The organism is Methylomonas sp. LL1 (assembly GCF_015711015.1).
In the GTDB taxonomy this organism is placed as follows: domain Bacteria; phylum Pseudomonadota; class Gammaproteobacteria; order Methylococcales; family Methylomonadaceae; genus Methylomonas.
On record NZ_CP064653.1, the window covers coordinates 3,369,894 to 3,393,061 of the forward strand.

The 23,168-nt window shown below is 51.0% G+C and carries 25 protein-coding genes and 1 other RNA gene; 14 read left to right on the forward strand and 12 right to left on the reverse strand.

Annotated features, from left to right (window positions below):
* Positions 1 to 10: 10 nt before the first annotated feature.
* Positions 11 to 964: a glutathione synthase gene (gene gshB, locus IVG45_RS15690; protein ID WP_196434736.1), complete on the reverse strand. Its 954-nt coding sequence runs from the start codon at positions 962 to 964 to the stop codon at positions 11 to 13.
* 140 nt (positions 965 to 1,104) lie between these two features.
* On the opposite strand from gshB, the gene rpmB reads away from it, so the two are divergent.
* Together rpmB and rpmG are read left to right on the forward strand one after the other, a co-directional pair.
* Positions 1,105 to 1,341, forward strand: a complete 237-nt coding sequence (gene rpmB, locus IVG45_RS15695; RefSeq protein ID WP_196434737.1) for a 50S ribosomal protein L28 — start codon at positions 1,105 to 1,107, stop codon at positions 1,339 to 1,341.
* A gap of 11 nt (positions 1,342 to 1,352) precedes the next feature.
* Positions 1,353 to 1,508, forward strand: a complete 156-nt coding sequence (rpmG, locus tag IVG45_RS15700; RefSeq protein WP_196434738.1) for a 50S ribosomal protein L33 — start codon at positions 1,353 to 1,355, stop codon at positions 1,506 to 1,508.
* A 56-nt stretch (positions 1,509 to 1,564) separates the two neighbouring features.
* Here rpmG and IVG45_RS15705 read toward each other — a convergent pair whose 3' ends face one another.
* Positions 1,565 to 2,887, reverse strand: a complete 1,323-nt coding sequence (locus IVG45_RS15705) for a cyclic nucleotide-binding domain-containing protein (protein ID WP_196434739.1) — start codon at positions 2,885 to 2,887, stop codon at positions 1,565 to 1,567.
* Positions 2,888 to 3,027: 140 nt separating this feature from the next.
* Between IVG45_RS15705 and IVG45_RS15710 the strand changes: the two genes are divergently transcribed.
* Positions 3,028 to 4,377, forward strand: coding sequence for a DegQ family serine endoprotease (locus IVG45_RS15710; RefSeq protein ID WP_196434740.1), 1,350 nt, complete (start codon positions 3,028 to 3,030; stop codon positions 4,375 to 4,377).
* A 24-nt stretch (positions 4,378 to 4,401) separates the two neighbouring features.
* On the opposite strand, the gene rep is transcribed toward IVG45_RS15710, so the two are convergent.
* The gene (rep, locus tag IVG45_RS15715; RefSeq protein WP_196434741.1) at positions 4,402 to 6,408 is read right to left on the reverse strand and encodes a DNA helicase Rep; all 2,007 of its coding nucleotides are present in this window, start codon (positions 6,406 to 6,408) and stop codon (positions 4,402 to 4,404) included.
* A 198-nt stretch (positions 6,409 to 6,606) separates the two neighbouring features.
* A complete protein-coding gene (locus tag IVG45_RS15720; RefSeq protein ID WP_196434742.1) occupies positions 6,607 to 8,241 on the reverse strand; it encodes an alpha-D-glucose phosphate-specific phosphoglucomutase in 1,635 nt (544 codons plus the stop codon).
* A gap of 169 nt (positions 8,242 to 8,410) precedes the next feature.
* Here IVG45_RS15720 and IVG45_RS15725 point away from each other — a divergent pair, with 169 nt between their 5' ends.
* Together IVG45_RS15725 and IVG45_RS15730 are read left to right on the forward strand one after the other, a co-directional pair.
* Positions 8,411 to 8,881, forward strand: a complete 471-nt coding sequence (locus tag IVG45_RS15725; protein WP_330165366.1) for a L,D-transpeptidase family protein — start codon at positions 8,411 to 8,413, stop codon at positions 8,879 to 8,881.
* A gap of 82 nt (positions 8,882 to 8,963) precedes the next feature.
* Positions 8,964 to 9,242 carry an Lpp/OprI family alanine-zipper lipoprotein gene (locus tag IVG45_RS15730; protein WP_196434744.1) on the forward strand — a complete coding sequence of 93 codons (279 nt, stop codon included), beginning with the start codon at positions 8,964 to 8,966 and terminating at the stop codon, positions 9,240 to 9,242.
* A gap of 74 nt (positions 9,243 to 9,316) precedes the next feature.
* On the opposite strand, the gene IVG45_RS15735 is transcribed toward IVG45_RS15730, so the two are convergent.
* Both IVG45_RS15735 and rdgC read right to left on the reverse strand, forming a co-directional pair.
* Positions 9,317 to 10,264: a L,D-transpeptidase family protein gene (locus tag IVG45_RS15735; protein WP_196434745.1), complete on the reverse strand. Its 948-nt coding sequence runs from the start codon at positions 10,262 to 10,264 to the stop codon at positions 9,317 to 9,319.
* Positions 10,264 to 11,172 (reverse strand): recombination-associated protein RdgC, encoded by a 909-nt coding sequence (gene rdgC / locus IVG45_RS15740; protein ID WP_196434746.1) that lies wholly within the window; start codon positions 11,170 to 11,172, stop codon positions 10,264 to 10,266. Before rdgC ends, IVG45_RS15735 begins: the two co-directional genes overlap by 1 nt.
* Before the next feature lie 512 nt (positions 11,173 to 11,684).
* Here rdgC and IVG45_RS15745 point away from each other — a divergent pair.
* Together IVG45_RS15745 and yjgA are read left to right on the forward strand one after the other, a co-directional pair.
* Positions 11,685 to 11,864 carry a hypothetical protein gene (locus IVG45_RS15745; protein WP_196434747.1) on the forward strand — a complete coding sequence of 60 codons (180 nt, stop codon included), beginning with the start codon at positions 11,685 to 11,687 and terminating at the stop codon, positions 11,862 to 11,864.
* A 1-nt stretch (position 11,865) separates the two neighbouring features.
* Positions 11,866 to 12,456 (forward strand): ribosome biogenesis factor YjgA, encoded by a 591-nt coding sequence (gene yjgA / locus IVG45_RS15750; protein WP_196434748.1) that lies wholly within the window; start codon positions 11,866 to 11,868, stop codon positions 12,454 to 12,456.
* Positions 12,457 to 12,471: 15 nt separating this feature from the next.
* On the opposite strand, the gene mtgA is transcribed toward yjgA, so the two are convergent.
* Positions 12,472 to 13,242 (reverse strand): monofunctional biosynthetic peptidoglycan transglycosylase, encoded by a 771-nt coding sequence (mtgA, locus tag IVG45_RS15755; RefSeq protein WP_196434749.1) that lies wholly within the window; start codon positions 13,240 to 13,242, stop codon positions 12,472 to 12,474.
* Positions 13,243 to 13,789: 547 nt separating this feature from the next.
* On the opposite strand from mtgA, the gene IVG45_RS15760 reads away from it, so the two are divergent.
* From IVG45_RS15760 to rimK, 6 genes are all read left to right on the forward strand, one after another.
* Positions 13,790 to 14,251 (forward strand): CBS domain-containing protein, encoded by a 462-nt coding sequence (locus tag IVG45_RS15760; RefSeq protein ID WP_196434750.1) that lies wholly within the window; start codon positions 13,790 to 13,792, stop codon positions 14,249 to 14,251.
* Between the two features lie 59 nt (positions 14,252 to 14,310).
* Positions 14,311 to 14,660: RNase P RNA component class A (gene rnpB / locus IVG45_RS15765), an RNA gene on the forward strand.
* Between the two features lie 32 nt (positions 14,661 to 14,692).
* Positions 14,693 to 15,316, forward strand: a complete 624-nt coding sequence (locus IVG45_RS15770; RefSeq protein WP_196434751.1) for a methylthioribulose 1-phosphate dehydratase — start codon at positions 14,693 to 14,695, stop codon at positions 15,314 to 15,316.
* Positions 15,313 to 15,870: a 1,2-dihydroxy-3-keto-5-methylthiopentene dioxygenase gene (locus IVG45_RS15775; protein ID WP_196434752.1), complete on the forward strand. Its 558-nt coding sequence runs from the start codon at positions 15,313 to 15,315 to the stop codon at positions 15,868 to 15,870. The genes IVG45_RS15770 and IVG45_RS15775 overlap by 4 nt, the downstream gene beginning before the upstream one ends.
* Positions 15,867 to 16,541, forward strand: coding sequence for an acireductone synthase (gene mtnC / locus IVG45_RS15780; protein ID WP_196434753.1), 675 nt, complete (start codon positions 15,867 to 15,869; stop codon positions 16,539 to 16,541). The genes IVG45_RS15775 and mtnC overlap by 4 nt, the downstream gene beginning before the upstream one ends.
* Positions 16,542 to 16,559: 18 nt before the next feature.
* Positions 16,560 to 17,465: a 30S ribosomal protein S6--L-glutamate ligase gene (gene rimK / locus IVG45_RS15785; protein ID WP_196434754.1), complete on the forward strand. Its 906-nt coding sequence runs from the start codon at positions 16,560 to 16,562 to the stop codon at positions 17,463 to 17,465.
* A gap of 28 nt (positions 17,466 to 17,493) precedes the next feature.
* Here the strand turns inward: rimK and IVG45_RS15790 are convergent, their stop codons facing one another.
* Genes IVG45_RS15790 through IVG45_RS15800 form a run of 3 tightly spaced genes read right to left on the reverse strand, consistent with a single transcriptional unit; the run spans position 17,494 to position 19,318 of the window.
* Positions 17,494 to 17,904: an ExbD/TolR family protein gene (locus tag IVG45_RS15790; RefSeq protein WP_196434755.1), complete on the reverse strand. Its 411-nt coding sequence runs from the start codon at positions 17,902 to 17,904 to the stop codon at positions 17,494 to 17,496.
* Between the two features lie 10 nt (positions 17,905 to 17,914).
* Positions 17,915 to 18,580, reverse strand: a complete 666-nt coding sequence (locus tag IVG45_RS15795; protein WP_196434756.1) for a MotA/TolQ/ExbB proton channel family protein — start codon at positions 18,578 to 18,580, stop codon at positions 17,915 to 17,917.
* 15 nt (positions 18,581 to 18,595) lie between these two features.
* Complete coding sequence (locus tag IVG45_RS15800; protein ID WP_196434757.1) at positions 18,596 to 19,318, reverse strand: energy transducer TonB; 723 nt, start codon at positions 19,316 to 19,318, stop codon at positions 18,596 to 18,598.
* A gap of 278 nt (positions 19,319 to 19,596) precedes the next feature.
* On the opposite strand from IVG45_RS15800, the gene IVG45_RS15805 reads away from it, so the two are divergent.
* Entirely contained in the window at positions 19,597 to 21,483 is a 1,887-nt protein-coding gene (locus tag IVG45_RS15805) for a potassium transporter Kup (protein ID WP_196434758.1), read from the forward strand.
* 33 nt (positions 21,484 to 21,516) lie between these two features.
* Here the strand turns inward: IVG45_RS15805 and IVG45_RS15810 are convergent, their stop codons facing one another.
* The gene (locus IVG45_RS15810) at positions 21,517 to 22,041 is read right to left on the reverse strand and encodes a hypothetical protein (RefSeq protein WP_196434759.1); all 525 of its coding nucleotides are present in this window, start codon (positions 22,039 to 22,041) and stop codon (positions 21,517 to 21,519) included.
* Positions 22,042 to 22,134: 93 nt separating this feature from the next.
* Positions 22,135 to 22,986 (reverse strand): fumarylacetoacetate hydrolase family protein, encoded by an 852-nt coding sequence (locus IVG45_RS15815; protein ID WP_196434760.1) that lies wholly within the window; start codon positions 22,984 to 22,986, stop codon positions 22,135 to 22,137.
* Positions 22,987 to 23,168: the final 182 nt, after the last annotated feature.

Here is a 23,168-nt window from a genome sequence, read left to right on the forward strand (position 1 = left end):
ATTAACGGTGTTACTTGGAATCCATGCGAGATTGGATGTGATCCATTAACTGGGCGCTGATGTTGATGCCGAATTGCTTGTCAAGTTCCTGCACACAGGTTGGACTGGTGACGTTGACTTCGGTCAGATAGTCGCCGATCACGTCCAGGCCGACAAATACCAGACCTTTTTCGCGTAGCGTCGGGCCAACCTGCTCGGCAATCCAGCGGTCTCGTTCGCTGAGTTCGCGTCCCTCGCCGCGGCCGCCGGCGGCCAGATTGCCGCGGGTTTCGCCGCTGGCTGGAATTCTGGCCAAACAATAAGGTACCGGTTCGCCGTTGACCATCAAGATGCGCTTGTCGCCGTCCTTGACTGCCGGCAGATATTTTTGCGCCATGATGTAACGCGAGGCGTGCTCGGTCATGGTTTCCAGAATCACGCTCAGATTGGGGTCGTTTTCCCGCACATGGAATATCGACGCTCCACCCATGCCGTCCAGCGGTTTCAGGATGATTTCACGGTGTTGTTGCAAAAAATCACGGATTTTTTGCGGATCGCGGGCCACCAGCGTGTCGGTGCAGCATTGCGGAAACCATGCGGTATACATTTTTTCGTTGGCATCGCGCAGTGACTGCGGCTTGTTGACCACGTAAACGCCCTGACGCTCGGCTTGTTCCAACATATAAGTGGCGTAAATGTATTCTTGATTGAAGGGTGGGTCCTTACGCATCAGGATCACATCCAGTTCGGCCAGATGAAGTTCCTGCTCGCCAAGAAACTGATGCCATTGGTTTTCGTCGCGCTGAACCTTAACAATCCGGGTTCGGGCAAAAGTCTCGCCATTGCGCAAAAACAGATCGCCCAATTCGATATAGTGCAACTCCCAGCCGCGCGATTGCGCTTCCAGTAGCATGGCGAAACTGGTGTCTTTCTTGATGTTGATCTGGTCTATGGGGTCCATGACCATGCCGAATTTGAGAGTCATTAAAGTCCTGTTTTCATAAGTGTTCGATAAAGAATGCTAAAATTCTATCAAATTTATTTTTCATAAGGTGGTTTACCGGTAAAAGTTTTTTTGGTATAAAGCTCGGCTATTTTGAATCAAACGCTCGCATTGAGGTAGTCATGTCCAGAGTATGCCAAGTAACAGGTAAACGTCCCGTCACCGGGCACAACGTTTCACACGCAATGAACAGAACCAAAAGACGTTTTACGCCGAATCTGCATCACCACAGATTTTGGGTGGAAAGCGAAAACCGCTGGGTTCGCCTGAGAGTATCGTCGAAAGGCATGCGTATTATTGACAAGAACGGTATCGATGCTGTGTTGGCTGACATGCGTAGCCGCGGCGAAAAAGTTTAAGGAGAATTAACATGCGTGACAAAATCAAATTGGTTTCTAGCGAAGGCACCGGCCATTTCTACACCACCACCAAGAACAAAAAAACCATGCCCGAGAAAATGGAGATCAAAAAATTTGATCCCGTGGTTCGCAGACATGTGATTTACAAAGAAGCCAAAATCAAATAAACCTTTGGTTGTTACTGCTTCAAAAGCGACAGGCTAGTTTGGCATAACTGCTCGAACTAGCCGCCGCCTTTTATTCTCCCCAGCTCGGCCTTCAACGCCTCCAGTTGCCTGGTTATTGAAGCGCACTTCAGCTCCAAAGCCATTTTATCGGCCTCCAGCGCACTACATTTTGCCTTGAGTTCCCGCACAAGCTGATGCAAATCGGTTGCCTCCGACAATACATTGCCGGTTTCGGAAGGTATTCTTGATTCAGGCTGACTGGCTGACCCGGAAAAACTGCCAGGTTCATTACTGTCATCAATCACAAATAACGCGGGCTCCGCCTGTAATTGATCCGGCCGGAGTTTGGCGATACCGCCCCTCAGAATCAGCGCATTGAATTTGTGCCTCAGTAAAATAAATGCAGCGGTTTCGCTGGTTCTGCCGTCCTTGCAGACTACAATAATCGGCCGCTGCCGGTTCAGGCTTTTGAAATACATGCGTAACGAAAAAAACGGCACATTAATGCTGTTCGGCAGATGACTTTTCTTGTACTCGTCCGGCCCTCTGACGTCGATCAAATCGGCGCCATTGCGCACGCAGTCCTGAATATCTTGAAACTCGATATATTTTAGCGACGGAATCTTGATCAGCTTGATAAACTGCTCCTTGTTCAGCCGCAACAACGAACTCTCGACCAGCGCGGTAACCGAAACATTTCTCGGCTCATCGGAAATCAGCGCATCCTCGCCGAAGGTATCCAGATCGCCCAATTGTGCCAGTTTAATTTCCTTGGCGTTGGGTGTCGGTTTGCGGCTGATCAGGACCTGGCCTTTTTTGATGATGTAATAATAATCACCCTGTTCGCCTTGATTAATAATGACCTCTCCAGCTTTATAACTGACCTCTTCCAGGCTTATCAGGATTTTTTGCAAATTGGCGGGTGGAAGCCCCCGGAATATGGGTGACTTCAATAATGTCGTCATCCAGTCATCTTTGTCTTCCAAATCTTCGACCATCATAATGCTTTCATTCTCTTCGTAAGCTGTTTCCTGAGACGTTTTCATCATATCAGCATTCAGGCGTAAAAACTGAACTCTGCTGCCGGCAACCGCGTCGACTTTTCTGGGGCATTGATGGGCTATCGCAAAGCGCGCGGAATTGCTACCCGCGGTAATGGTTTCGATTTTAAACGCTTCGGTTTGCAAATCGACCGAGCCATCCAGCAGATAATACAGATCGCAATTCGCATCGCCGCGCCTGAACAAGAACTGCCCTTGTTCGGCAATTTCGATTTGCAATTGTCCGCACAAATTAGCAAATTTATGGGAAGGCAAAGTTGATACGGGTATCAATTGCCGGATGATGCGTGCTTCTTCGGACTGGGTATCGACAGCCATGGGTTTATGCGGGATTAGAGCGCTGTAAATTGCTGCGAGTAACAGTGGGTATCATAGACGATTATGCGTTAATATTTTCAATGAAACATTTTTTTAGCCAGATTGTCATTAGTCGCAACTTAACTGCTGGAAGCAAAATTATGATCAACAAAACCAAAATACTGCTGATTTTTGTTCTAGGGTTTGCCGGCTTGCAAGCTCGCGCCGCATTGCCGCTGCAAGTCGAGGGTGAAAATTTGCCCTCGTTGGCGCCGATGCTGGAACGCAGCATGCCGGCGGTAGTCAATATCTCGACCTCCACCAATGTCAAGATGCAGGAAAATCCGTTGATGAACGATCCGGTATTCCGCCATTTTTTCGGCATACCCAACAACCCGCGCCAACAACAACGAAACAGCCTGGGTTCGGGCGTCATCATCGACAAGGATGAAGGCTATGTGTTGACCAACAACCACGTCATAGACAAAGCCGATACCATCACCGTCACCCTACGCGACGGCCGGCAACTGAATGCCAAGTTACTGGGGGCTGATCCCGAGGCGGATGTGGCGGTGATTCAAATTCCGGCGGACAACCTGACAGCGCTGAAAATCGCCGATTCCAATCAATTAAAGGTGGGCGATTTTGTGGTGGCGATCGGCAACCCGTTCGGCTTGGGGCAAACCGTCACCTCCGGTATCGTCAGCGCTCTGGGCCGTTCCGGACTCGGCATTGAAGGATATGAAGACTTCATCCAAACCGACGCATCGATCAATCCAGGCAACTCCGGCGGCGCGCTGGTGAATCTACGCGGTGAATTTGTCGGCATGAATACCGCGATACTGGCACCCAGTGGCGGCAATGTCGGCATCGGTTTTGCGATTCCGTCCAATATGGCGATCAAGCTGATGGAGTCGTTGGTTCAACACGGCGAAGTACGGCGCGGTTTGTTAGGCGTGACCACGCAGGACTTAACCCCGGAACTGGTAAAGGCCTTCAATTTGAAAAGCCAGCACGGCGCGGCGGTCAGCCGAATTGAAGCCGGCTCGCCCGCCGAAAAGGCCGGCATGGAACCCGGCGACATCATCGTTGCGGTCAACGGCCAGGAAATCAAAAATGGCAGCAGCCAGATCCGTACGGCCATCGGCTTATTGCAGATCGGCGATACTGTCGAGTTAGAGGTCATGCGCGGGGAAGAACGCAAAACGCTGCATGCGACCATAGGCAAACCGAAACGCCCGCAATTGGCTGGCGATAGCTTGCATCCTACCTTAAAAGGCGCCACCTTGAGTCCGACCACCAAGGATCAGATTGAAGGCATCTTGCTGGAAAAAATCGAAACTAATTCCCATGCATGGAAAACCGGCCTACGTCCGGGCGACATCATCATCACCGCCAATCGCTATCGGGTCAGGAGCCTGGATGAATTGAAACAGGTCGTCAATCCACGCGCGCCGTTACTGGTCAACCTGCAACGGGGTGGCGAAGCCTTCTTCGCGGTATTGCAATAAATCATTGCCCGATGCTGGCTCGGATCAAGCCAGCATCGACTTCAATTGCGCCAGGCTGGCTTTACCCCGTTGTTTGATTTCCTCAGGGGCCAGCTGTTTTCTGTTGGCCCATTCCAAATCCTCATCCGGTAATTCGCTTAAAAAACGGCTGGGTTCGGATTCGCTGATCTCGCCGTAGCGTTTGCGGTGAGTGCAATAGCTAAAGGTCAAGGTCTTTTGGGCTCGGGTAATGCCGACATAGGCCAGCCGCCTTTCTTCTTCGATATTGTCGGTTTCGATGCTGTTTTGATGCGGTAACAAGTTTTCTTCCATGCCGATCAAAAACACATGCGGAAACTCCAAGCCCTTGGCGGCATGCAGCGTCATCAAGCTGACCTGGTCGCCGGCCTCCTGTTCCTGGTTGCGCTCCAGCACATCCAATAACATGACCTTGGCAATCACATCGGCCAGCGATTTCTCCACCCCCTCTTCATTGCCGGCAAGCCGTTGCAGCCACTCGATCAATTCCAGCACATTGCTCATGCGCCGCTCGGCCGCCGCCGGCGTTTTGCTGTTTTCCTGCAACCATTGCTGATAATGAATTTGCTCCAGCATTTGATGAATCACCTTGAAGGTGTCCTCGCGCTCGATTTTTTGCCCGGTTTCGATGATCCATTCGCGGAATTTTTGCAGGCGCGAAACCGACTTGTCGGATAAACGCTGCTGCAAACCAAACTCGGAACAGGCGTCAAACAAGCTGATGTGGCGCTCGTTGGCATAGGCTCCCAGTTTTTCCAGCGTAGTTGGGCCGATCTCGCGCCGGGGCGTATTGATGATGCGTAAAAACGCCGCGTCGTCGCCGGGGTTGACCATCAAGCGCAAATAAGCCAGCACGTCCTTGATTTCGGCAAAACTAAAAAACGAGGCATTGCCGCTGATGAAGTACGGCACATTGTTTTCGCGCAATTCCCGTTCGAACAAGCGCGACTGGTGGTTACCTCGATACAAGATGGCGTAATCGGCATAACTGCCGCCATGCTTGAAACGATGATGCACGATTTCCGCCGCGATCTGCTTGGCTTCGAGTTGGTCGGACTTATGGCTCAACACCCGCAACGGATCGCCGTAACCCAGCTCGCTCCACAATTTTTTCTCGAAGGTATGCGGATTATTAGCGATCAACTGATTGGCCACCTTTAAAATGCGGCCGGATGAACGATAGTTTTGCTCCAACTTGATGACTTGCAGCCGATTGTAATCTTTTTGCAATTGACTCAAGTTTTCCGGCTGAGCCCCGCGCCAGGCGTAAATCGACTGATCGTCGTCGCCGACCACGGTAAAACGGCCGAGATTGCCGGCCAATAGACGCACCAGTTGGTACTGGGTGATATTGGTGTCCTGATACTCGTCCACCAGCAAATAGCGGATTTTATTCTGCCACTTCTCTAATACCGGCGCATGTTGTTGAAACAATAGCACCGGCAGCAAAATCAGATCGTCGAAATCCACCGCGTTATAGGCTTTCAAACTACGGGTATAGGCGTCGTAGAGCAGCGCAGCCGAAAAACTTGAACTATCAGCTCTGCTGACGGCTTGCTCCGGGGTGACGAAAGCGTTTTTCCACTGGCCGATTTGTCGGTTGTAGTCGTCGACCTGATCGATGTCGCAATCTTGCATGCCATGACTGATCAGGTTGCGCAGCAAGGTCAAACGGTCCTGCTCATCAAACAAGGTGATGGTAGCTTTGTAACCCAGAGTCTTATGCTCGGCGCGCAGGATATCCAACCCTAATGAATGGAAGGTCGAAACCCTGAGGCCGCGACTTTGCTTGTCGTCCAGCAAGCGACTGACCCGACTTTTCATCTCGCGAGCGGCCTTGTTGGTAAACGTTACCGCCGCGATGTGCCGGGCGGCAATCCCCTGCTGTACCAGATAGGCGATTTTCTCGGTAATGACCCGGGTCTTGCCGCTGCCGGCGCCCGCCAGCACCAATAAAGGCCGATCAATGATTTTAACAGCGGCTTGTTGTTGCGGATTCAGTTTGGTGGACATCAAGGTTAATTCGAAGGGCAAGAGGCATTAGCCGCCATTGCTTATTTGGAGTGGCGGTCAACTGGGGCGATATTTTAAACGATCAGGCATTATGAAAGCCTAATAAAATCGCCCCCAACTTTCATATTATGAAGGGGTTGGGGGGGTAAAATGGAGCTAAATCAAGCAATGCGAGAATTTGGTCAATGCCCTTGCCGATCAAGTAATTACTGAAGGTTCAGTCCTACCGGTTCGTTGCTTGACTTGGCAAAGCTGTTCGGCAATATCCACCAGCTCCGCCAGAGCGACTTGAGCATCCTGGTCGTGATTGCGTACGTCGCGCTCGTAGCGCTCCAGATAGATACGCAGGGTAGCGCCTACCGTGCCGGTACCGGACAGACGGAAGACGATGCGCGAACCGTTGGCAAAGCCGACACGAATACCTTGGTTGCTGCTGACACTGTTATCGACCGGATCGGTATAACTGAATTCGTCGGCATATTTAACCGTGTAATCGCCCCAGCTTTTTCCGGGCAGGCCGCTTAATTGGCTACGCAAGTGTTCGACTATACCGTTGGCGCTATCGGAGTCGACAGCTTCGTAATCGTGGCGGCAGTAAATATCGCGGCCGTATTTTTGCCAATGCTCATGCACAATGTCCGAAACAGATTGGCGTTTACGAGCGATTAAATTCAACCAGAACAATACTGCCCATAATCCGTCTTTTTCGCGGACGTGATTGGAGCCTGAACCGAAGCTTTCCTCGCCGCAAATCGTGATTTTGTCGGCGTCCAGCAGATTGCCGAAGAATTTCCAGCCGGTCGGGGTTTCGTAACAAGGCAGGCTCAATTTGTCGGCGACGCGGTCGACCGCCTGGCTGGTCGGCATCGAGCGCGCCACGCCGCTGATCCCCTTGGCATAGGCGGGAATGGAGCGGGCGTTGGCGGCCATGATGGCCAAACTGTCGCTGGGCGTAACGAAAATATTGGCACCCATGATCATATTACGGTCGCCGTCGCCGTCCGAAGCCGCGCCAAAAACGGGAGGGTTGTCACCGAACATGATTTCGGTCAGTTCATGGGCATGCGCCATGTTAGGATCCGGGTGACCGCCGCCGAAGTCTTCCAATGGTATGGCGTTGAATACCGAACCCGGCGCGGCACCCAGCACGTGCTCGAGAATATGTTTGGCGTAAGGACCGGTGATGGCATGCATCGCGTCGAACTTTAACGTAATCAGACCTGCCGCTATGCTTTGTTTGATCAAGTTGAAATCGAAAATCTTGGCCATCAGTTCGGCATAATCGGCAACCGGATCGATGACGCGAATTTTCAAGCCGTCGATTTGCAGTTCACCGACGGCATCCAGATCAATATCGTCAATTTCGGCGATTTGGTAGCTGCTGATTGTCTTGCTGTTTTGGTACAAGGCATCGGTGAATTTTTCCGGTGCCGGGCCGCCATTGCCGACGTTGTATTTGATGCCGAAGTCTTCGTCCGGGCCACCGGGATTATGGCTGGCCGACAGCACGATGCCGCCGAAAGCCTGATATTTGCGGATAATGTTGGATGCGGCGGGGGTTGACAACAGCCCGCCCCGACCTATGATCAGCTCGCCAAAACCGTTAGCGGCCGCCATTTTGATGATGATCTGAATCGCCTGGCGATTAAAATATCGGCCATCGCCACCTAAAACTAGAATTTTTCCCTGAAAATCTTCTAAACTATTGATAATGGATTGGACAAAATTTTCCAGATACCGAGGCTGTTGAAAAACTTTAACTTTTTTTCGTAAACCCGATGTACCTGGTTTTTGGTCATCATAGGGTGTGGTGTTATAGGTTTTTGTTTGCATGCGCTACCCTTAATGCGACAATTGGAAGTCTTTAACTTACACTAAAACTTTAGCAATTTGTAGATTTACCGAAACATTGGCCATGAGACAGAAAACGTTGCTACGAAATTTGATATTAAGCTTTTGTATTGTTTCATCCAGCAGTTGGGCCGCCGACCCCGACGTCTGGTTGCTAATCGATACCCATACTCGCAATCTTGAAGTCAAAAAAGGCGATGAAACCTTGGAAATATTAGAAAATGTGGTTATTGGCCGAAAAGGAGCCGGGACCAAGGAGCATCGTGGAGACGATATTACGCCACTCGGCAATTATCGGATCGGTTGGATCAATGAAAAAAGTGCTTTCCGTAAGTTTTTTGGTTTGACCTATCCCAATGTTGAGCATGCCGAAAAAGCCTTGCTAAAAGGCCAGATTAATCGAGATACTTATGACGCCATTGCTAGAGCCGAAACCACTGGCCAAATTCCGCCACAAAATACCGATTTGGGCGGTCAAATTGGCATACATGGATTGGGGAGCGGGAGTTTAAGTATTCACGAAGTATTTGACTGGACTCATGGCTGTATTGCTTTACGGAATGATCAAATCGATCGCCTCAGCCAATACGTTGAAGAAGGGACGCTAGTGACCGTGAAATAATGTTGGTAAAATCCAAAAAAATGTTGGAAAATTGCCACCGTATGTATTTTCTGTTTTTTAAACCACAATCAAGGGGAAAACCATGATGAAAGCTGTAAAATTATCCGCACTTGTTGCTGTTGCTGCTCTGGCTACTGGTTGCGCAAGCACATCAGACATCGAAAACCTGCAAGGTCAAATCGACAGCCTGAAACCACAAGTTTCTGCTGCCGCTTCCGACGCTGCTTCTGCTAAAGCTGCTGCTGCTGAAGCTTCTGCTAAAGCTGCTGCTGCCGAAGCTGCTGCTAACCGTGCTGCTCAATATGCTCAAGATACCAACAGCAAATTGGACCGTATGTTCAAAAAATCACAACACAAATAAGCTTTATTGCTGTTGTTGATTTAAAAAGCCCGTGAACCGCAAGGCTCACGGGCTTTTTTATTGCTGTTTGAATGTTATTGCGCTTGAGTTTGAGCGGTAGTGCTGACGGGGCGCTCGAAAATGGCAACTGGAATGCCGGTGGCTTTTTCCAAGGCTAGCTTAAGCACCGAGCCTTTTATCACCGGCATTTGTCCGCCATTGGCTTGCTCGATCAAATTTAATGCCGTATGCAAGCGTTGTTCGTATGTCGCCGGCATTTCCTCCAACTCGGGGTAGACCTCCATATACAAAGTATCGTGATACCAGCCTAGCTTGATGGATTGATTGACGATGTTGACCTGAGTACCCGTCCTAACCATCGGGAAAAATTGTTCGATATCGGCCGGATACATCCGAATACAACCATGACTGACGCGCATGCCAATGCCGTTGGTTTTTGTGGTGCTGTGAATCAAGTAGCCGGGAATCCCCAGACGGAACGCAAACAAACCCAGTGGATTGTCCGGTCCAGGCGGGTAGTAAGGTTCCAACACATCACCCTCCGCCAAATGTTCGGCAATGATAGACGGCGGCGGCGTCCAGGAAGGGTTTTCCATTTTTCCGGCAATTTGGGTTCTACCTAACGGGGTCTTCCAGTTATTTTCTCTGCCGATGCCGATGGCGTAAGTAACGACTGTGTTAGCGTCGGGGTAATAATAAATTCGCATTTCCGGCAAATTGATAACGATACCCTTGCGTGGCGCGTTGGGCAGTATGAAACTGGTCGGGATGCGCACCGGCGTTCCCGCCCCCGGCAGCCAGCGATCGACATGCGGATTGGCCAGCACAATTTCGTCCTGCCCCAGCCGGTGCTCAACCGCAATATCAATCAGAGTGTCTTCGTATTTCGCCGGCACATATTTAACCTGATGCGGCGGACTGCCGATCAGACTGTCACCCGGCCGATCGGGCGCCGGCAAAGTGAGCGCCGATGCAGCCGTGTTGGTGAGCGCCAATAGGCAAGATAACAACGCACGTTTCATTAGGCATTACCCTCGACATTAAACAATTCAAGCAGACGCGGAAAGAACTGGGCAAGTTCCGCCGTCATAATAGAAAAATCGGCATCGAATTGCTCGACCTCGTCGATGGTTTCGATGTCTGCGGCCTGCTCCTGAATCAAGTCCAGAAATTTCAGGCGTTTGACTGACAGATTTTCATCCAGCACAAACGATAATCTTTCGGCCCAACTCAGCGCCAGCTTGATCACTTGCTTGCCGTTGTCGAGATGATTTTTGATTTCCGGCAACGCCAAATCGTGGCGTTTACAACGAATGATGCCGCCTTCTTCTTCGGGAGAACGTAATTCGCATTCATCCTCGATGACAATGTCTTTTGGCGCGTCATGATGCAGCAACCATTGAGTCATCACCGTTGCCGGCTTGATCGATGCGCCGATGGGTACGACCGGGAGCGAGCCCAGACATTTGCGCAATTGGCTGAGCAAATCTTCGGCTTTTTTCGCCGATGCCGCATCCACGACCAGCCAGCTGCCTTGGCTATCGATATAGGCGTAAGTTTTACGCGAAAACGAGAAGGCGCGCGGCAACAGCTCAAAAATCAGTTCATCCTTGATCCGCGTGCGCTCCTTTCCAGGTAATTTACGCGCCTCCAGCTCCTCTATTTCGCTGATTTTTTCTTGCAACATTTCGTTGATGACCGAAGCGGGGATGACTTTTTCCTCTTTTTTTGCGCACAGCATGAAGAAGCCATTGTTGGCGTGCACTAAGGCATCGGATGCCTTTCCAAGAGGCGAAGTCCAGCCGAAACTGAATTCATCATGCCCACCGCAAGGGCGAAACGGTTGTTGCTGCAGTTTTTGCTCCAAAACCTCGGATGTTAATGTGAAGGGCTCGGTAAAACGATAAACCGCCAGATTTCTAAACCACATGTATCAACTCAATTAAAAACAGGTGATTATCGCAAATTTATCGTAGGCATAGAACCTCGCCGGCCAAAAATTACCCTCCAGGCGTCTGTCGGCAACCATTCGCTCCTTCAGTTTATGCACATTTTGCATCAAAAACATAGAAAGGAAATGCACTTGACAGTCCAACTGATTGATATTGAAACATAGTTTGTAACATTTTGATTTGTAATAACTAAAGTACAAAACTGCTCGCCATGCGCTTTAGCTGTATGTCAGGCCGATTGAGTGTAAACACCGGTCCTCGGCAACTTACTCACAGACTTATCCACAGGAACCATTATGCCGATTAAAACACTTTGCCAGCCCATTTCAGGCTGACTGACGACAAATAGATTTAATTCATCGTTCGATTCGGATGAGTTTTTTAACCCCTAGCCAAAGCAAATCGATGTGACGGCGCCAAGGTTTGCTAGAATGCCGACAAGACTGAGTTTGTACAGCCTCATCAATACTACCAACCGATTGGAGTCATCATGTCGACCATGGAAAACCTCGCGCTCGGTGCACTGGCTTTATTACTGCTATTTTGGGTGCGGCCCGGCATCAATGCCGCCATCGCGCGCGGCAAGCAAACCCCAGCCGATTGGCAGAGCCTGGTTTTACCAATAGGTTTAGTCGTGATGTTTGTGCTTTTTTTAATTGCAATGGTTTGAAATGATAGATCAAGAATATTACCAAGAAGAAGACGATGAAGACGTCGAGTATTACGCGGTACGCCCCAATAAAACTCGAATCAAGCAAGAAATTGCCCTCGTTTTTGCAATGGCGGAGGAGATTTGCCAATTGACTCCGGCACAAATCACCGAATTTAATTTGCCCGAGCGCGTTGAGTCTGCCTTATTCGATGCGGGAAAAATGGGCCAAAACGCCGCGCGTAAACGTTTGCTGAAATACATTACCGCTCAACTTAGAACGCTGGATACCGAAGCCGTCCAAGAAAAGCTGGCTCGAATGAAAAACAGAAGCGCGCACGCGGTAAGAGAACACCATCAAGCTGAACGCTGGCGCGATCAATTGCTGGCCGATAGCGGCAATCGCCAATTGACACTGTTGATGGGCGATTATCCCGATGCCGACAGCCAGCATATTCGTCAATTACAACGGAATGCGCAAAAAGAGGCCAAGGAAGATAAACCGCCGAAATCGGCACGTCTGCTGTATAAATATTTGAAAGATTTGATTTCGGATCAGACTCCATCCGATCTGGATTTTAAATCGGATCAAATGGATGAGCAGGACATTTAATTTCAAGCTCCGTTTTCAAGGCTCCAAATTACGCATTTGCCGCAAAACCCAGCTTTGCCGGCGACCTAAATAGGCCGTCGGCTTATCAGCCTTCAATGCCGCTGGATTCGGCAGAGTAGCGGCCAATAGTGCTGCCTGGCTAGCTGAAAGCCGCTTGGCGGAGATACCGAAGTAATGCCGGCTGGCAGCTTCAATACCATACAAATGATCGCCGAATTCGGCGATATTCAAATACATCTCCAAAATTCTGGATTTATCCCATAACGTTTCAATCAACAAGGTAAACCAGATTTCCAATATCTTGCGCCCAAAATTCCGCGCGGGACTCAAAAATAAATTTTTCGCCACCTGCTGGCTGATAGTGCTGGCCCCGCGCAATTTACCGCCCCTCAAATTATGTTTGTATGCCTTGTAGATAGCATCAAGATCAAAGCCATAATGCTGATAAAAACGCTGGTCCTCGGATGCGATAACAGCCGCAAATGCGTACTTGGATATTTGTGCATTGCTAACCCAGTGCTGCTGAATGGGCCGATAAGACTTACCCGCAACCAAGTCGTCAATATGCTGGTGCAACATAAATGCCGAAGTCGGCGCTGGCAGGAAACGCAAGATTGCCGTCAAGACTATTGAACTAAGCAATAACGCGATTACAAAATAGGCCAAACCACGCAGCAAGCGTTTCGATACGGAAGTTGCGGCCCGATAGGTTTTGACTGGCTGACGTGAGTAACGTGAAGTTTGATAACGATTCAATGGGCTAATGGAGTGAAAATAATTGTGCATTATCCCTGATTCGGCAACGCAAGCCGAACAAGCCGGCTTGTTTTTATAAAAACAGGTGAAATCCCTACTTCATCAGGCTAAATAACATAGTTTATCTGTTAGATTGTACCGATCACTCCTTCAAGGCCTAGTAAAAACAAGGATTATAAAAGTGGCATGACTTTCGCTATAAATATGTCAGGTGTCAGGGATTTTGAGTTCTCTCCCCCGTGAACATGGAAAATTAAGATGCCAAGGAATAACCCGGATACTAGCATAAGGAATATGCTTTTATCCGGGCAGGGATGGCTCTCGGCGCCCTTGCCGCTTCAGCCCGGCTTGCTTAATTGAATAGCTCGAAACCTGGACATTTACCTCTTCCTCCCCAAGCAGTCCCGCCGTCATTTTTACTTGATCATGGCGCTCAATTAGCCACCATACACTAAAGCCGTTAAACCGAAATTCATCTTAATCGCCTGGCAAGGCAACACTCGTCAGACTGATTTATTCTTGTCAAGCAGCGCCTATTTCCTTATTCTTTACGGTTAATTCTAATGAGGAGAGCACCATGCGCGTCGCCGAGCTGATGACCAGCAAAGTATTTACTGTCGAACCCAATGATTTGATCGATCGGGTTTTCTTTTTAATTCATTACGAAAAAATCCGTCATCTGCCGGTGGTGGAAAAAGGCAAACTGGTGGGTATCGTCTCCGACCGCGATTTGTACAAGGCTCTGGGGCCTAAAAGCAACTCCAATGCGGTTGAAGCCAATAAGGACAACACCCAGCTGCATGTCATATCTCAAAAAGTAGTGCATATCATGCACCGTGGGGTCTATACCGTCACCCCCGATACGCTACTGTCGGATGCCGCGGCGATGATGGCCGAGCACCGTATCGGCGCCCTGCCGGTAGTAGAGAACAACAAGCTGGTAGGCATTTTGTCCGCCACCGATATCCTCAGAATATTCGCCAAACAGGAACATGCTCGAGAAGAGCGTGAAAAAAAGAGTAGCGAAAGCCAGGGTTAAGCAACATTTGTCTACATTACCGTGCCCTTTCGACCGGGAAGTTCTGTATAATCAGCAGCAGAGTTGGCCGAACAGCCGCCGTTTCATGCAAATGAGAGGGAGGAAAGTCCGGGCTCCATAGGGCAGGGTGCCAGGTAATGCCTGGGAGGCGCGAGCCTACGGAAAGTGCCGCAGAAAATATACCGCCTGGTTTTTCGAAACTCGGTAAGGGTGAAATGGTGCGGTAAGAGCGCACCGCGCGACTGGTAACAGGCGTGGCAGGGAAAACCCCACCCGGAGCAAGATCAAATAGAGGAACATACGCGTGGCCCGCGCGGTTCCTGGGTAGATTGCTTGAGCGACAGGGTGACCTGTCGCCTAGATGAATGGCTGTTCTCGACAGAACCCGGCTTACAGGCCAACTCTTTCTCTTCTCTTTTGCAATTCGCAAAATCTTTCTTGATGACTTTAAAAACCGACGAATTTTACAGCAAGGCCGACGAGCTGATTGCCGCCGGTCGTTTCATCGACAATAAAGGCTGGGTGCCCGCCACCAGTGGCAATTTTTCCGCGCGATTGGCTGACGGCAATATCGCGATTACCGTCTCCGGCCGCCATAAAGGCCATTTGCAGCGCGACGACATCATGTTGATCAACGCAGAGGGAAAGTCGCTGGACGGCAAGAAACCCTCGGCGGAAACTCTGCTGCACACGTCTATTTACCAGCGCTATCCCGAGGTGCGAGCGGTTTTGCATCCGCACTCGATGAATGCCACGCTGGCCGCGCGCTTGTTTAAACATGAAATCGTGCTGGAAGATTATGAGCTATTGAAAGCCCTGGCCGGCATAGACACTCACGAAACCCGCATCGCCATCCCGATTTTCCCTAACGACCAGAACATTCCGCGACTGGCCGCCGTGGTGGAAAATCATCTGGATAAGCACGGCGATATTCATGCCTATGTGATTGCCGGCCACGGTTTCTACACGTGGGGGCCTTCCGTGAATGACACGCTACGCCATTTGGAAGCATTGGAATTTTTATTCGATTGTGAAATACGTTTGCACGGAGTAAAACAAGCATGAGCGCCTTAACCACCTATCGAGCTGACCAACCTCAAAACGGTACCACCACGCGCGAGTTTGCCGCCATCGCCGAACAATTGCATGCCATCGGCGTACAATTCGAGCGCTGGCGGGCCGAATGCGAATTCGGCGCCGACGCCGAAGCGCAAGACGTCCTGAATGCTTATCAAGGTTCGGTAGACAGGCTCAAGCAACAATACGGCTTTCAGTCGGCCGACGTGATCAGCTTGAAAGCCGACCATCCCAGCAAGGATCAATTGCGGCAAAAATTCCTGTCCGAACACACCCACAGCGAGTTCGAAGTACGCTTCTTCGTCGAAGGACGCGGCCTGTTTTATCTGCATATAGCCGACAAGGTGTATGCGGTGTTGTGCGAACAGGGCGACCTGATCAGCGTTCCGGCTAATACCACACACTGGTTCGACATGGGCGAAAATCCCGATTTCAAATGCATCCGCCTGTTCACCACCGAAGACGGCTGGGTGGCGCAATATACCGGCAATCCGATCGCGGAAAGCTTCCCTACCCTGGACCACTATCTGGCGACATTATGATTAAGGCCATCGTCACCGATATCGAAGGCACGACTTCATCGCTGTCTTTTGTAAAGGATGTGTTGTTTCCCTACGCCCGCGCCCATTTGCCGGAGTTTGTAAAGCAACACCAGGATGAAGCCGAAGTTAAAGCGTTGCTAGCCGATGCCCGTCGCGAAGCCGGCTCGGAATTGGGCCTAGAACAACTCGTCGCCCAATGCATAGACTGGATAGACCGCGATCAAAAAATCACGCCGCTGAAATCCTTGCAGGGCCTAATCTGGGAAGCTGGCTACCGGCGGGGCGATTTCAACGGCCACCTTTACGAAGATGCCGTCCGAAACTTAAATGCCTGGAAAGAAGCCGGCTACGCGCTTTACGTGTATTCCTCCGGCTCGGTCCACGCCCAGAAGCTGTTGTTCGGGCATACCGAATACGGCGATTTGACACCGCTGTTTTCCGGCTATTTCGACACCCATATCGGCGGCAAGCGGGAAGCCGTGTCCTATCAACGCATTGCCGAACAGATTCAGCTTCAACCCGAGGAAATCCTGTTTCTGTCCGACATCAAGGAAGAACTGGATGCCGCTAGCCAAGCCGGCTTGAACACCTACTGGCTAATCAGAAATCGGACTGCCGACCCGCAAGCCGCTCATCGCCATGCCTATGATTTTGACGCGATCCGGCTGTAATCGGAATAGCTTTTCTGAATGAAAATAGCCATTCTTTCCCGCGATGCCACGCTGCATTCCAGCGTGCGTCTGTTGGAGGCCGCCACGGCACGCGGCCATCAAGCTCGAGTGCTGGATCCCACTCACTGCTACATGAACATCACCTCGATGAAGCCATCGATTCATTACCAAGGCGAAAATCTGGTCGGTTATGATGCGGTGATTCCGCGCATCGGCGCGTCGATCACGTTCTATGGCACGGCGGTACTGCGGCAATTCGAGGTAATGAACACTTTCTGCCTGAATAATTCGGCCGCCATCAGCCGCTCCCGCGACAAAATGGCTTCCAGTCAATTACTGGCCCGCAAGGGCATCGACCTGCCGATCACGGCTTTTGCCCATAATCCCGATAATATCGAGGATCTAATCGCCGAAGTCGGTGGCGCGCCGCTGGTCATCAAACTGGTGGAAGGGTCGCAAGGCATAGGCGTGGTACTGGCTGAAACCGACAACGCTGCCCGTAGCGTGATTCAGGCCTTCATGGGCCTGAATGCCAATATCATGGTGCAGGAGTTTATTCAGGAAGCCAAGGGCAGCGACATTCGCTGCTTTGTGATCGGCGACAAGGTGGTAGCCGCCATCAAGCGCCAGGGCCGAGAAGGCGAGTTCCGCTCCAACCTGCATCGCGGCGGTAGCGCCACACTGGAACGGCTAACACCGCTGGAGCGCACCACGGCAGTCAGGGCGGCCAAGATCATGGGCCTGAATGTCTGCGGCGTCGACCTACTGCGTTCCAAGCGCGGCCCCTTGGTGATGGAAGTCAACTCATCACCGGGCCTTGAAGGCATAGAAAAAGCCTCCGGCAAGGACATTGCCGGCTTGATGATCGAATATATCGAAAAAAATATCGCTACTAAAAATAAGTCGGCGGCCTTGAGCCTTTAGCTCTCGGAGTAACGAACCGCCACCGGACTTATTTCTCCAACGTCACAAACGCCAACTTGGCAATACCGGCATGTTGCACGGCCGCCATCACTTCCGCGACTTTACCGTAATTTACCGCTTGATCGGCGTAAACATGCACGGTCAGGTCCGAGTTTGCAACTAATTCTTTTTGCAGTGTCGCTTCCAACATCGCCAAATCGGCAATGGGATTTTTATTAAGTGTCACGCCGCCCTGGGCATCGATACCCAGCTGCATGGGCTGCTTGTCGACATCCGGTGTAGTGGATGCTGTTTTGGGAAGCGCCACGTTCACTGATTGGGTTAACAAGGGTGCGGTAACCAACAAAATAATCACCAATACCAACATGACATCCACCAGCGGCGTGACGTTAATCTCACTAACCGCGTCGTCGTCGTCCGATTGTGTTTTAAATCCCATCGAGTTACTCCTACTCCTTGGTAGAGCTGTCGCCAAAGGCGATATGTAAAAAACCGTCGACAAAATGTTCGAGCGAGGCCCTGTGATGTTTGGCGCGGCGTTGAAAAAAGTTATAGGCTAAGACCGCCGGTACCGCCACCGCGATACCGATGGCGGTGGCGATCAAGGCATCGCCAATCGGGCCCGCCACCACATCCAGGCTGGCCGAGCCGCTGGCGCTAATATCATGCATGGCATTCATGATCCCCATCACGGTACCGAACAAACCGACGAACGGCGCGGTACTGCCAATACTGGCCAGCATGGTCAAGCCGCTTTCCATGCTGCCTTGTTCTTGTTGAGTCTGTTTGCGCAAGGCCTGCTCCAGCAAATCCTGGGGTGAACCGCGAAATTTCAGACTGGCCGCGGCAACCGGGTCATTCAATTCAGCCAGCCAGGCAAAACCACAGGCGGCGATGCGCGATTTGGGGCCGCGTCTTATGTCGTCCGGTAATTGCTCGGCGGCCTTAAGATCGGAGGCATCCCAAAACGCGACGCCATAGCGTTTGTTGTAATAATTATTTTTGGCAAACTGCCAGACTTTGAAAAAAATCAAAGTCCACGTCACCAGCGAAAACGCCAGTAGCGTGTACAAAGTGCCATCAATGATGAAGGCAGTTTCAACATGAAAAGGCATTAAAGTCTCCTGATTTTAATTGCGCAAGGTAAATACAATCGGCACGATGACCGAACTGGCTACGGGTGTTTCGCCGCGTTTTGCGGGAATAAATCGCCATTTTTGAACTGCCTCAATGGCTGATTCATCGAGTATTTCATGGCCGCTGGATTGTTCGACGGCAACTGCATCGCTCAAACCCTCGGCCGACACTTTGACCCTCAACAAGACTTTTCCCTGCCAGCCGCGACTCTTGGCTATGGTCGGATACTCCGGCTTGGGGTTGTGGGCATAGTTGGCTCGAAAATTGGCTTCGGTAAAAGTCTCCGCGGTATTGGTCGACACGGCCTGACTCGGCGCGGCATTACTCGTGCTGGCCGACTGCGTGACCTGAGGTGTTGGCGCCGGCGCGGGCTCAACCGGTTCGGCTGGCGCAAAATCCGGGGCCTTTTGCACAACCAGCGGAGTTTTTTTGACAACCGGTTTAGGTGGCGTCTTTTTCGGAGGAGGCGGCTTTTTTTCCGGCGGCGGTGGCGCGGGCTTGGGTGGTGCGGCGGCCGGCTTCGGCGCCGAGATGGCAATCATGGAGACTTCCATCACCAAGGGCACGGCCTCGGTGATTTTCTCGACAGGCCGCATCAGCCATGTCAATAACCAAACGTGCAACAGCAAAACCAGTAATGTCAACAGCAACATCATATGGCTTGGCCGTTCTTCGCCCAGCAAAGCCACCCAAAAACGCCGCCCTCTCATTGTCATGTTGGCCGATGATCCGCCGAATAATGCCAAATCGTTGTTCTGCAAAGCACCCTCATTGCTTTTGTAATGAAAAAACAGTTGTATGACAAACTGATCAAAATTACTCGCATTGTAAGGGATAATCGGATTCGGCGTCAGTCCTAATCACGCGGTAAAATTGATCTGCTTTTCCATGGACGTTGCAACGCGGAAACGCCCTCGGCCCGATTACAATTTAGAGGTAGAAAATACAATATGTGGCATAATTTCCACACCTGTCTCTTTTCCGCAGATACCTTATGTCCGCAAACCACCCCGTCCAATCCAAACAACCGCTATCCAGCTTGGCTTTAAGCGCTATTGGCGTGGTTTTCGCCGATATTGGCACCAGCCCGTTGTATGCGGTTAAAGAAGTGTTTCATGGCGGACTACCCGCCGATACCCTTCATATCCTGGGCGTTTTGTCGTTGATTTTCTGGGCATTGACCCTGGTAGTGACCACCAAATACACTATTTATATCATGCGCGCCGATAACAGGGGCGAAGGCGGCATCATCGCCTTGATGGCTCTTGCCTTGCAAGGCTCCAAACTGCAGCCGAAACGCAAATTGCTGATCGTCACCCTCGGCTTGCTTGGCGCCTCGTTGTTTTACGGCGACAGCATCATTACACCGGCCATTTCGGTACTCAGCGCCATCGAAGGCATCAAAGTCATCGCTCCCCGTTTCGAAAACCTGGTAATTCCGCTCACCCTAATCGTGCTCGCCGCATTATTTTTATTGCAAACCAAGGGCAGCCGCCACCTTAACAAATTTTTCTCGCCCATCATGCTGGCCTGGTTTTCCGTGCTGGCTATTCTGGGGCTGATCAACATCCTTCGTTATCCTAGCGTATTGATAGCTATCAACCCCTATTACGCAGCGAATTTATTGGTCGAACTAGGTTGGCACGGTTTTGCGATCATGGGCGCGGTGGTATTGGTAATTACCGGCGCGGAGACTTTATATGCCGATATGGGCAACTTCGGCTTAAAGCCGATTCGGCTAGCCTGGTTTGGATTCGTATTTCCGGCTTTGCTACTGAATTATTTCGGTCAGGGCGCATTACTGATCAATAATCCCGACGCGCTGGCCAATCCTTTTTATCTGCTGGCACCGGCCTGGACCCAATACCCCTTGTTGATCTTGGCGACATTGGCCAGCGTGATCACCTCGCAAGCCGTCATTTCCGGCGCGTTTTCGGTGACCCGCCAGGCGATTCAGCTGGGTTATTGCCCGCGCATGGATATTCAGCATATTTACAACCAAGGCGTGGGGCAGATCTATATAGCGTCCATCAACTGGCTGTTAATGGCTTCGGTTTTGATTCTGGTCTTGAGCTTCAAGTCTTCCTCGGCCCTGGCCTCCGCTTACGGTATTGCGGTAACCGGCACCATGATAGTCGACACCATTCTGGCCTTCATCGTGATTCAGGCCCTATGGCAATGGGGTAAAATCACCAGCATCGCCTTCTTATCGGTATTCTTGTTGATCGATCTGACCTTCCTATTGTCCAACAGCCTCAAAATCCCGACCGGCGCCTGGCTGCCGTTGGCTGTTGCCGGAGTAGTATTTGCCATCATGACCACCTGGATAAAAGGCAAGGAAATGCTGGCAAGGTATCTGGAAGAGAAACGCGTACTATTCGAAGAGTTACAGGAACAATTAAAGGATCGTCCCTTGGCCATGGTCCCAGGTACGGCCATTTACATGGCGCGTAGCTTACATGGGGTACCGCAGGTTTTATTGCATAACCTGGAACACAACCATGTCATGCATTCAAAAATCGTGGTACTGACGATAGTCACCAAGGAAGAACCCTATGTCGACGAAGCACACCGGGTAAAAATTCGCTCGTTTGGCGATACCGGCAATTTTTTCCGGGTAAAACTGTATTTCGGCTTTCAAGAAGAACAAGACGTGCGCCGCGCCTTGCAATTATGTTGTCATGAAGGCTTGGACATCGATCAAAAGACCGTTTCGTTTTTCATCGGCAGCGAACGTTTGTCCTTCCGCCGCAAAAACCCGATGCCTACTTGGCAGCGCTCCTTGTTTAAATTTTTAACCCATAATTCCGCAAGCGCGATTGCCTTTTTCAAAATCCCCGTGAATAGAGTCATCGAGTTGGGCATACGCGTCGAGCTTTAAGGCCATTTCAGTCCGATTCCACCGCTTCGACCATCAATCGCGACGGCGGCCAAAACCGTGCCGGTCTTGGCCCTCCATGGAAAATGGAGACGGCCCTGAACGATGTTGCAACCTGCCTAAACTGCCCCTTAATTCCCGGTCGGGCCGCCAATCACGTCTCGACTCACTGTTGGATTGACGTTGTTGGGCTCGAGCCGCCCAAGGTCTATGTGGCGAGTCCGATCTATCTTCGCTCCAGCGTTTTTGCTCGCCGTGCTCTCCATGTTGCCGAGAACCGCCTTGTCGACGCGCTGAACTCGACCAATCCCTATCGCGCCCACGCCAATCATCGTGCCCATCATGCAGATGGGGGTAACTCGGCGCCAGATACTGCTGCTGATAACGGATAACGCCACCCGGCTGGTAATACGATCTGACCGGGTAATCATAATAACTTTGCCCAACATAAGCGCTGGAATGGCCGGAACTATAGCCGACATATCCGCGCTGATAACCGTTGTATGCGCAACCCGACACCCCTAGCATGAGTACCGAAAAAACCACGGGTAAGATCTTCATAATTGCCTCTTGGCAAATGCCTCAATTTTATGTCGAATTCAGCATAATCCACAGCGACTTAATCCAGGCTTAATACCGTCATTTAACGACGAATTATTCCGGCTCGGCAATTACCGGATTGGTCAGCGTACCGATAGACTCGATTTCAATCCGCACGGTTTGTCCAGGCATTAGATAACCGCGCGGTTTCATTTTCACGCCAACGCCGGCCGGGGTACCGGTGCTGATCACATCACCCGGTTCCAGCGTCATGGCCTGGCTCAGATAAGCCACCATTTCGTAACAGTTGAATATCATCTCGCCGGTATTGGCACTTTGCCGTAATTCGTCGTCGACCCAAGTTTTAAGGCCGAGATTATGCGGATCGGCGATTTCATCCGCCGTCACCAGCCAGGGCCCCATTGGCCCATGGGTATCGAAGGATTTGCCCAAGGTCCAGGTCGGCGTGCGCTGCTGCCAGTCACGGACCGTGACATCATTGCAAATCGTGTAACCGGCAATCACTTCATGAGCCTTATCAACCGGCACATTTTTACAACGCTTGCCAATCACGAATGCCAACTCGCCTTCGTAATCGACTTTTTCGGAGATATTCGGCACATGAATCGCCTCGCCGTTGGCAATCACGCAGGTACTTTGCTTGGTAAAAAACGTTGGATATTCCGGTTTTTCCCGCCCGGTTTCGCTAATATGGTCGGCATAGTTCAATCCAATCCCAAGAAACTTGCCCGGCCTTGGAACCGGCGCCAGCAAGGTAACGGCAGTCATCGGAATGCGGGGGGCGCTGCTATCGATTTGCCGTTGCAATTCGGTTTTGGCGGATTCGCCCGCCGCCAAAAATTCCATCATGTCGTTTGGCAGTTCGCCGCTGGCCGCAACGATAGCATCATCAATCAACGCCCCGATGTTGCTTTGTCCGTTACAGATAAACGTAACCAGTTTCATACATTACTCTCAATTTCCAATAGAAATCGGCATTGTAGCTCAGAGCCAACCGCTCCACACAGCAGTCGAGCAACCGTTGCCGTCCTACTTGGCGGCCGGAACTCTACCGTCCGCGAGAAAGGGAGAACAACGCGGCGCCTTACGGCTTGCACGATAAAACTGGACGTTTGATTTTTAAGCAC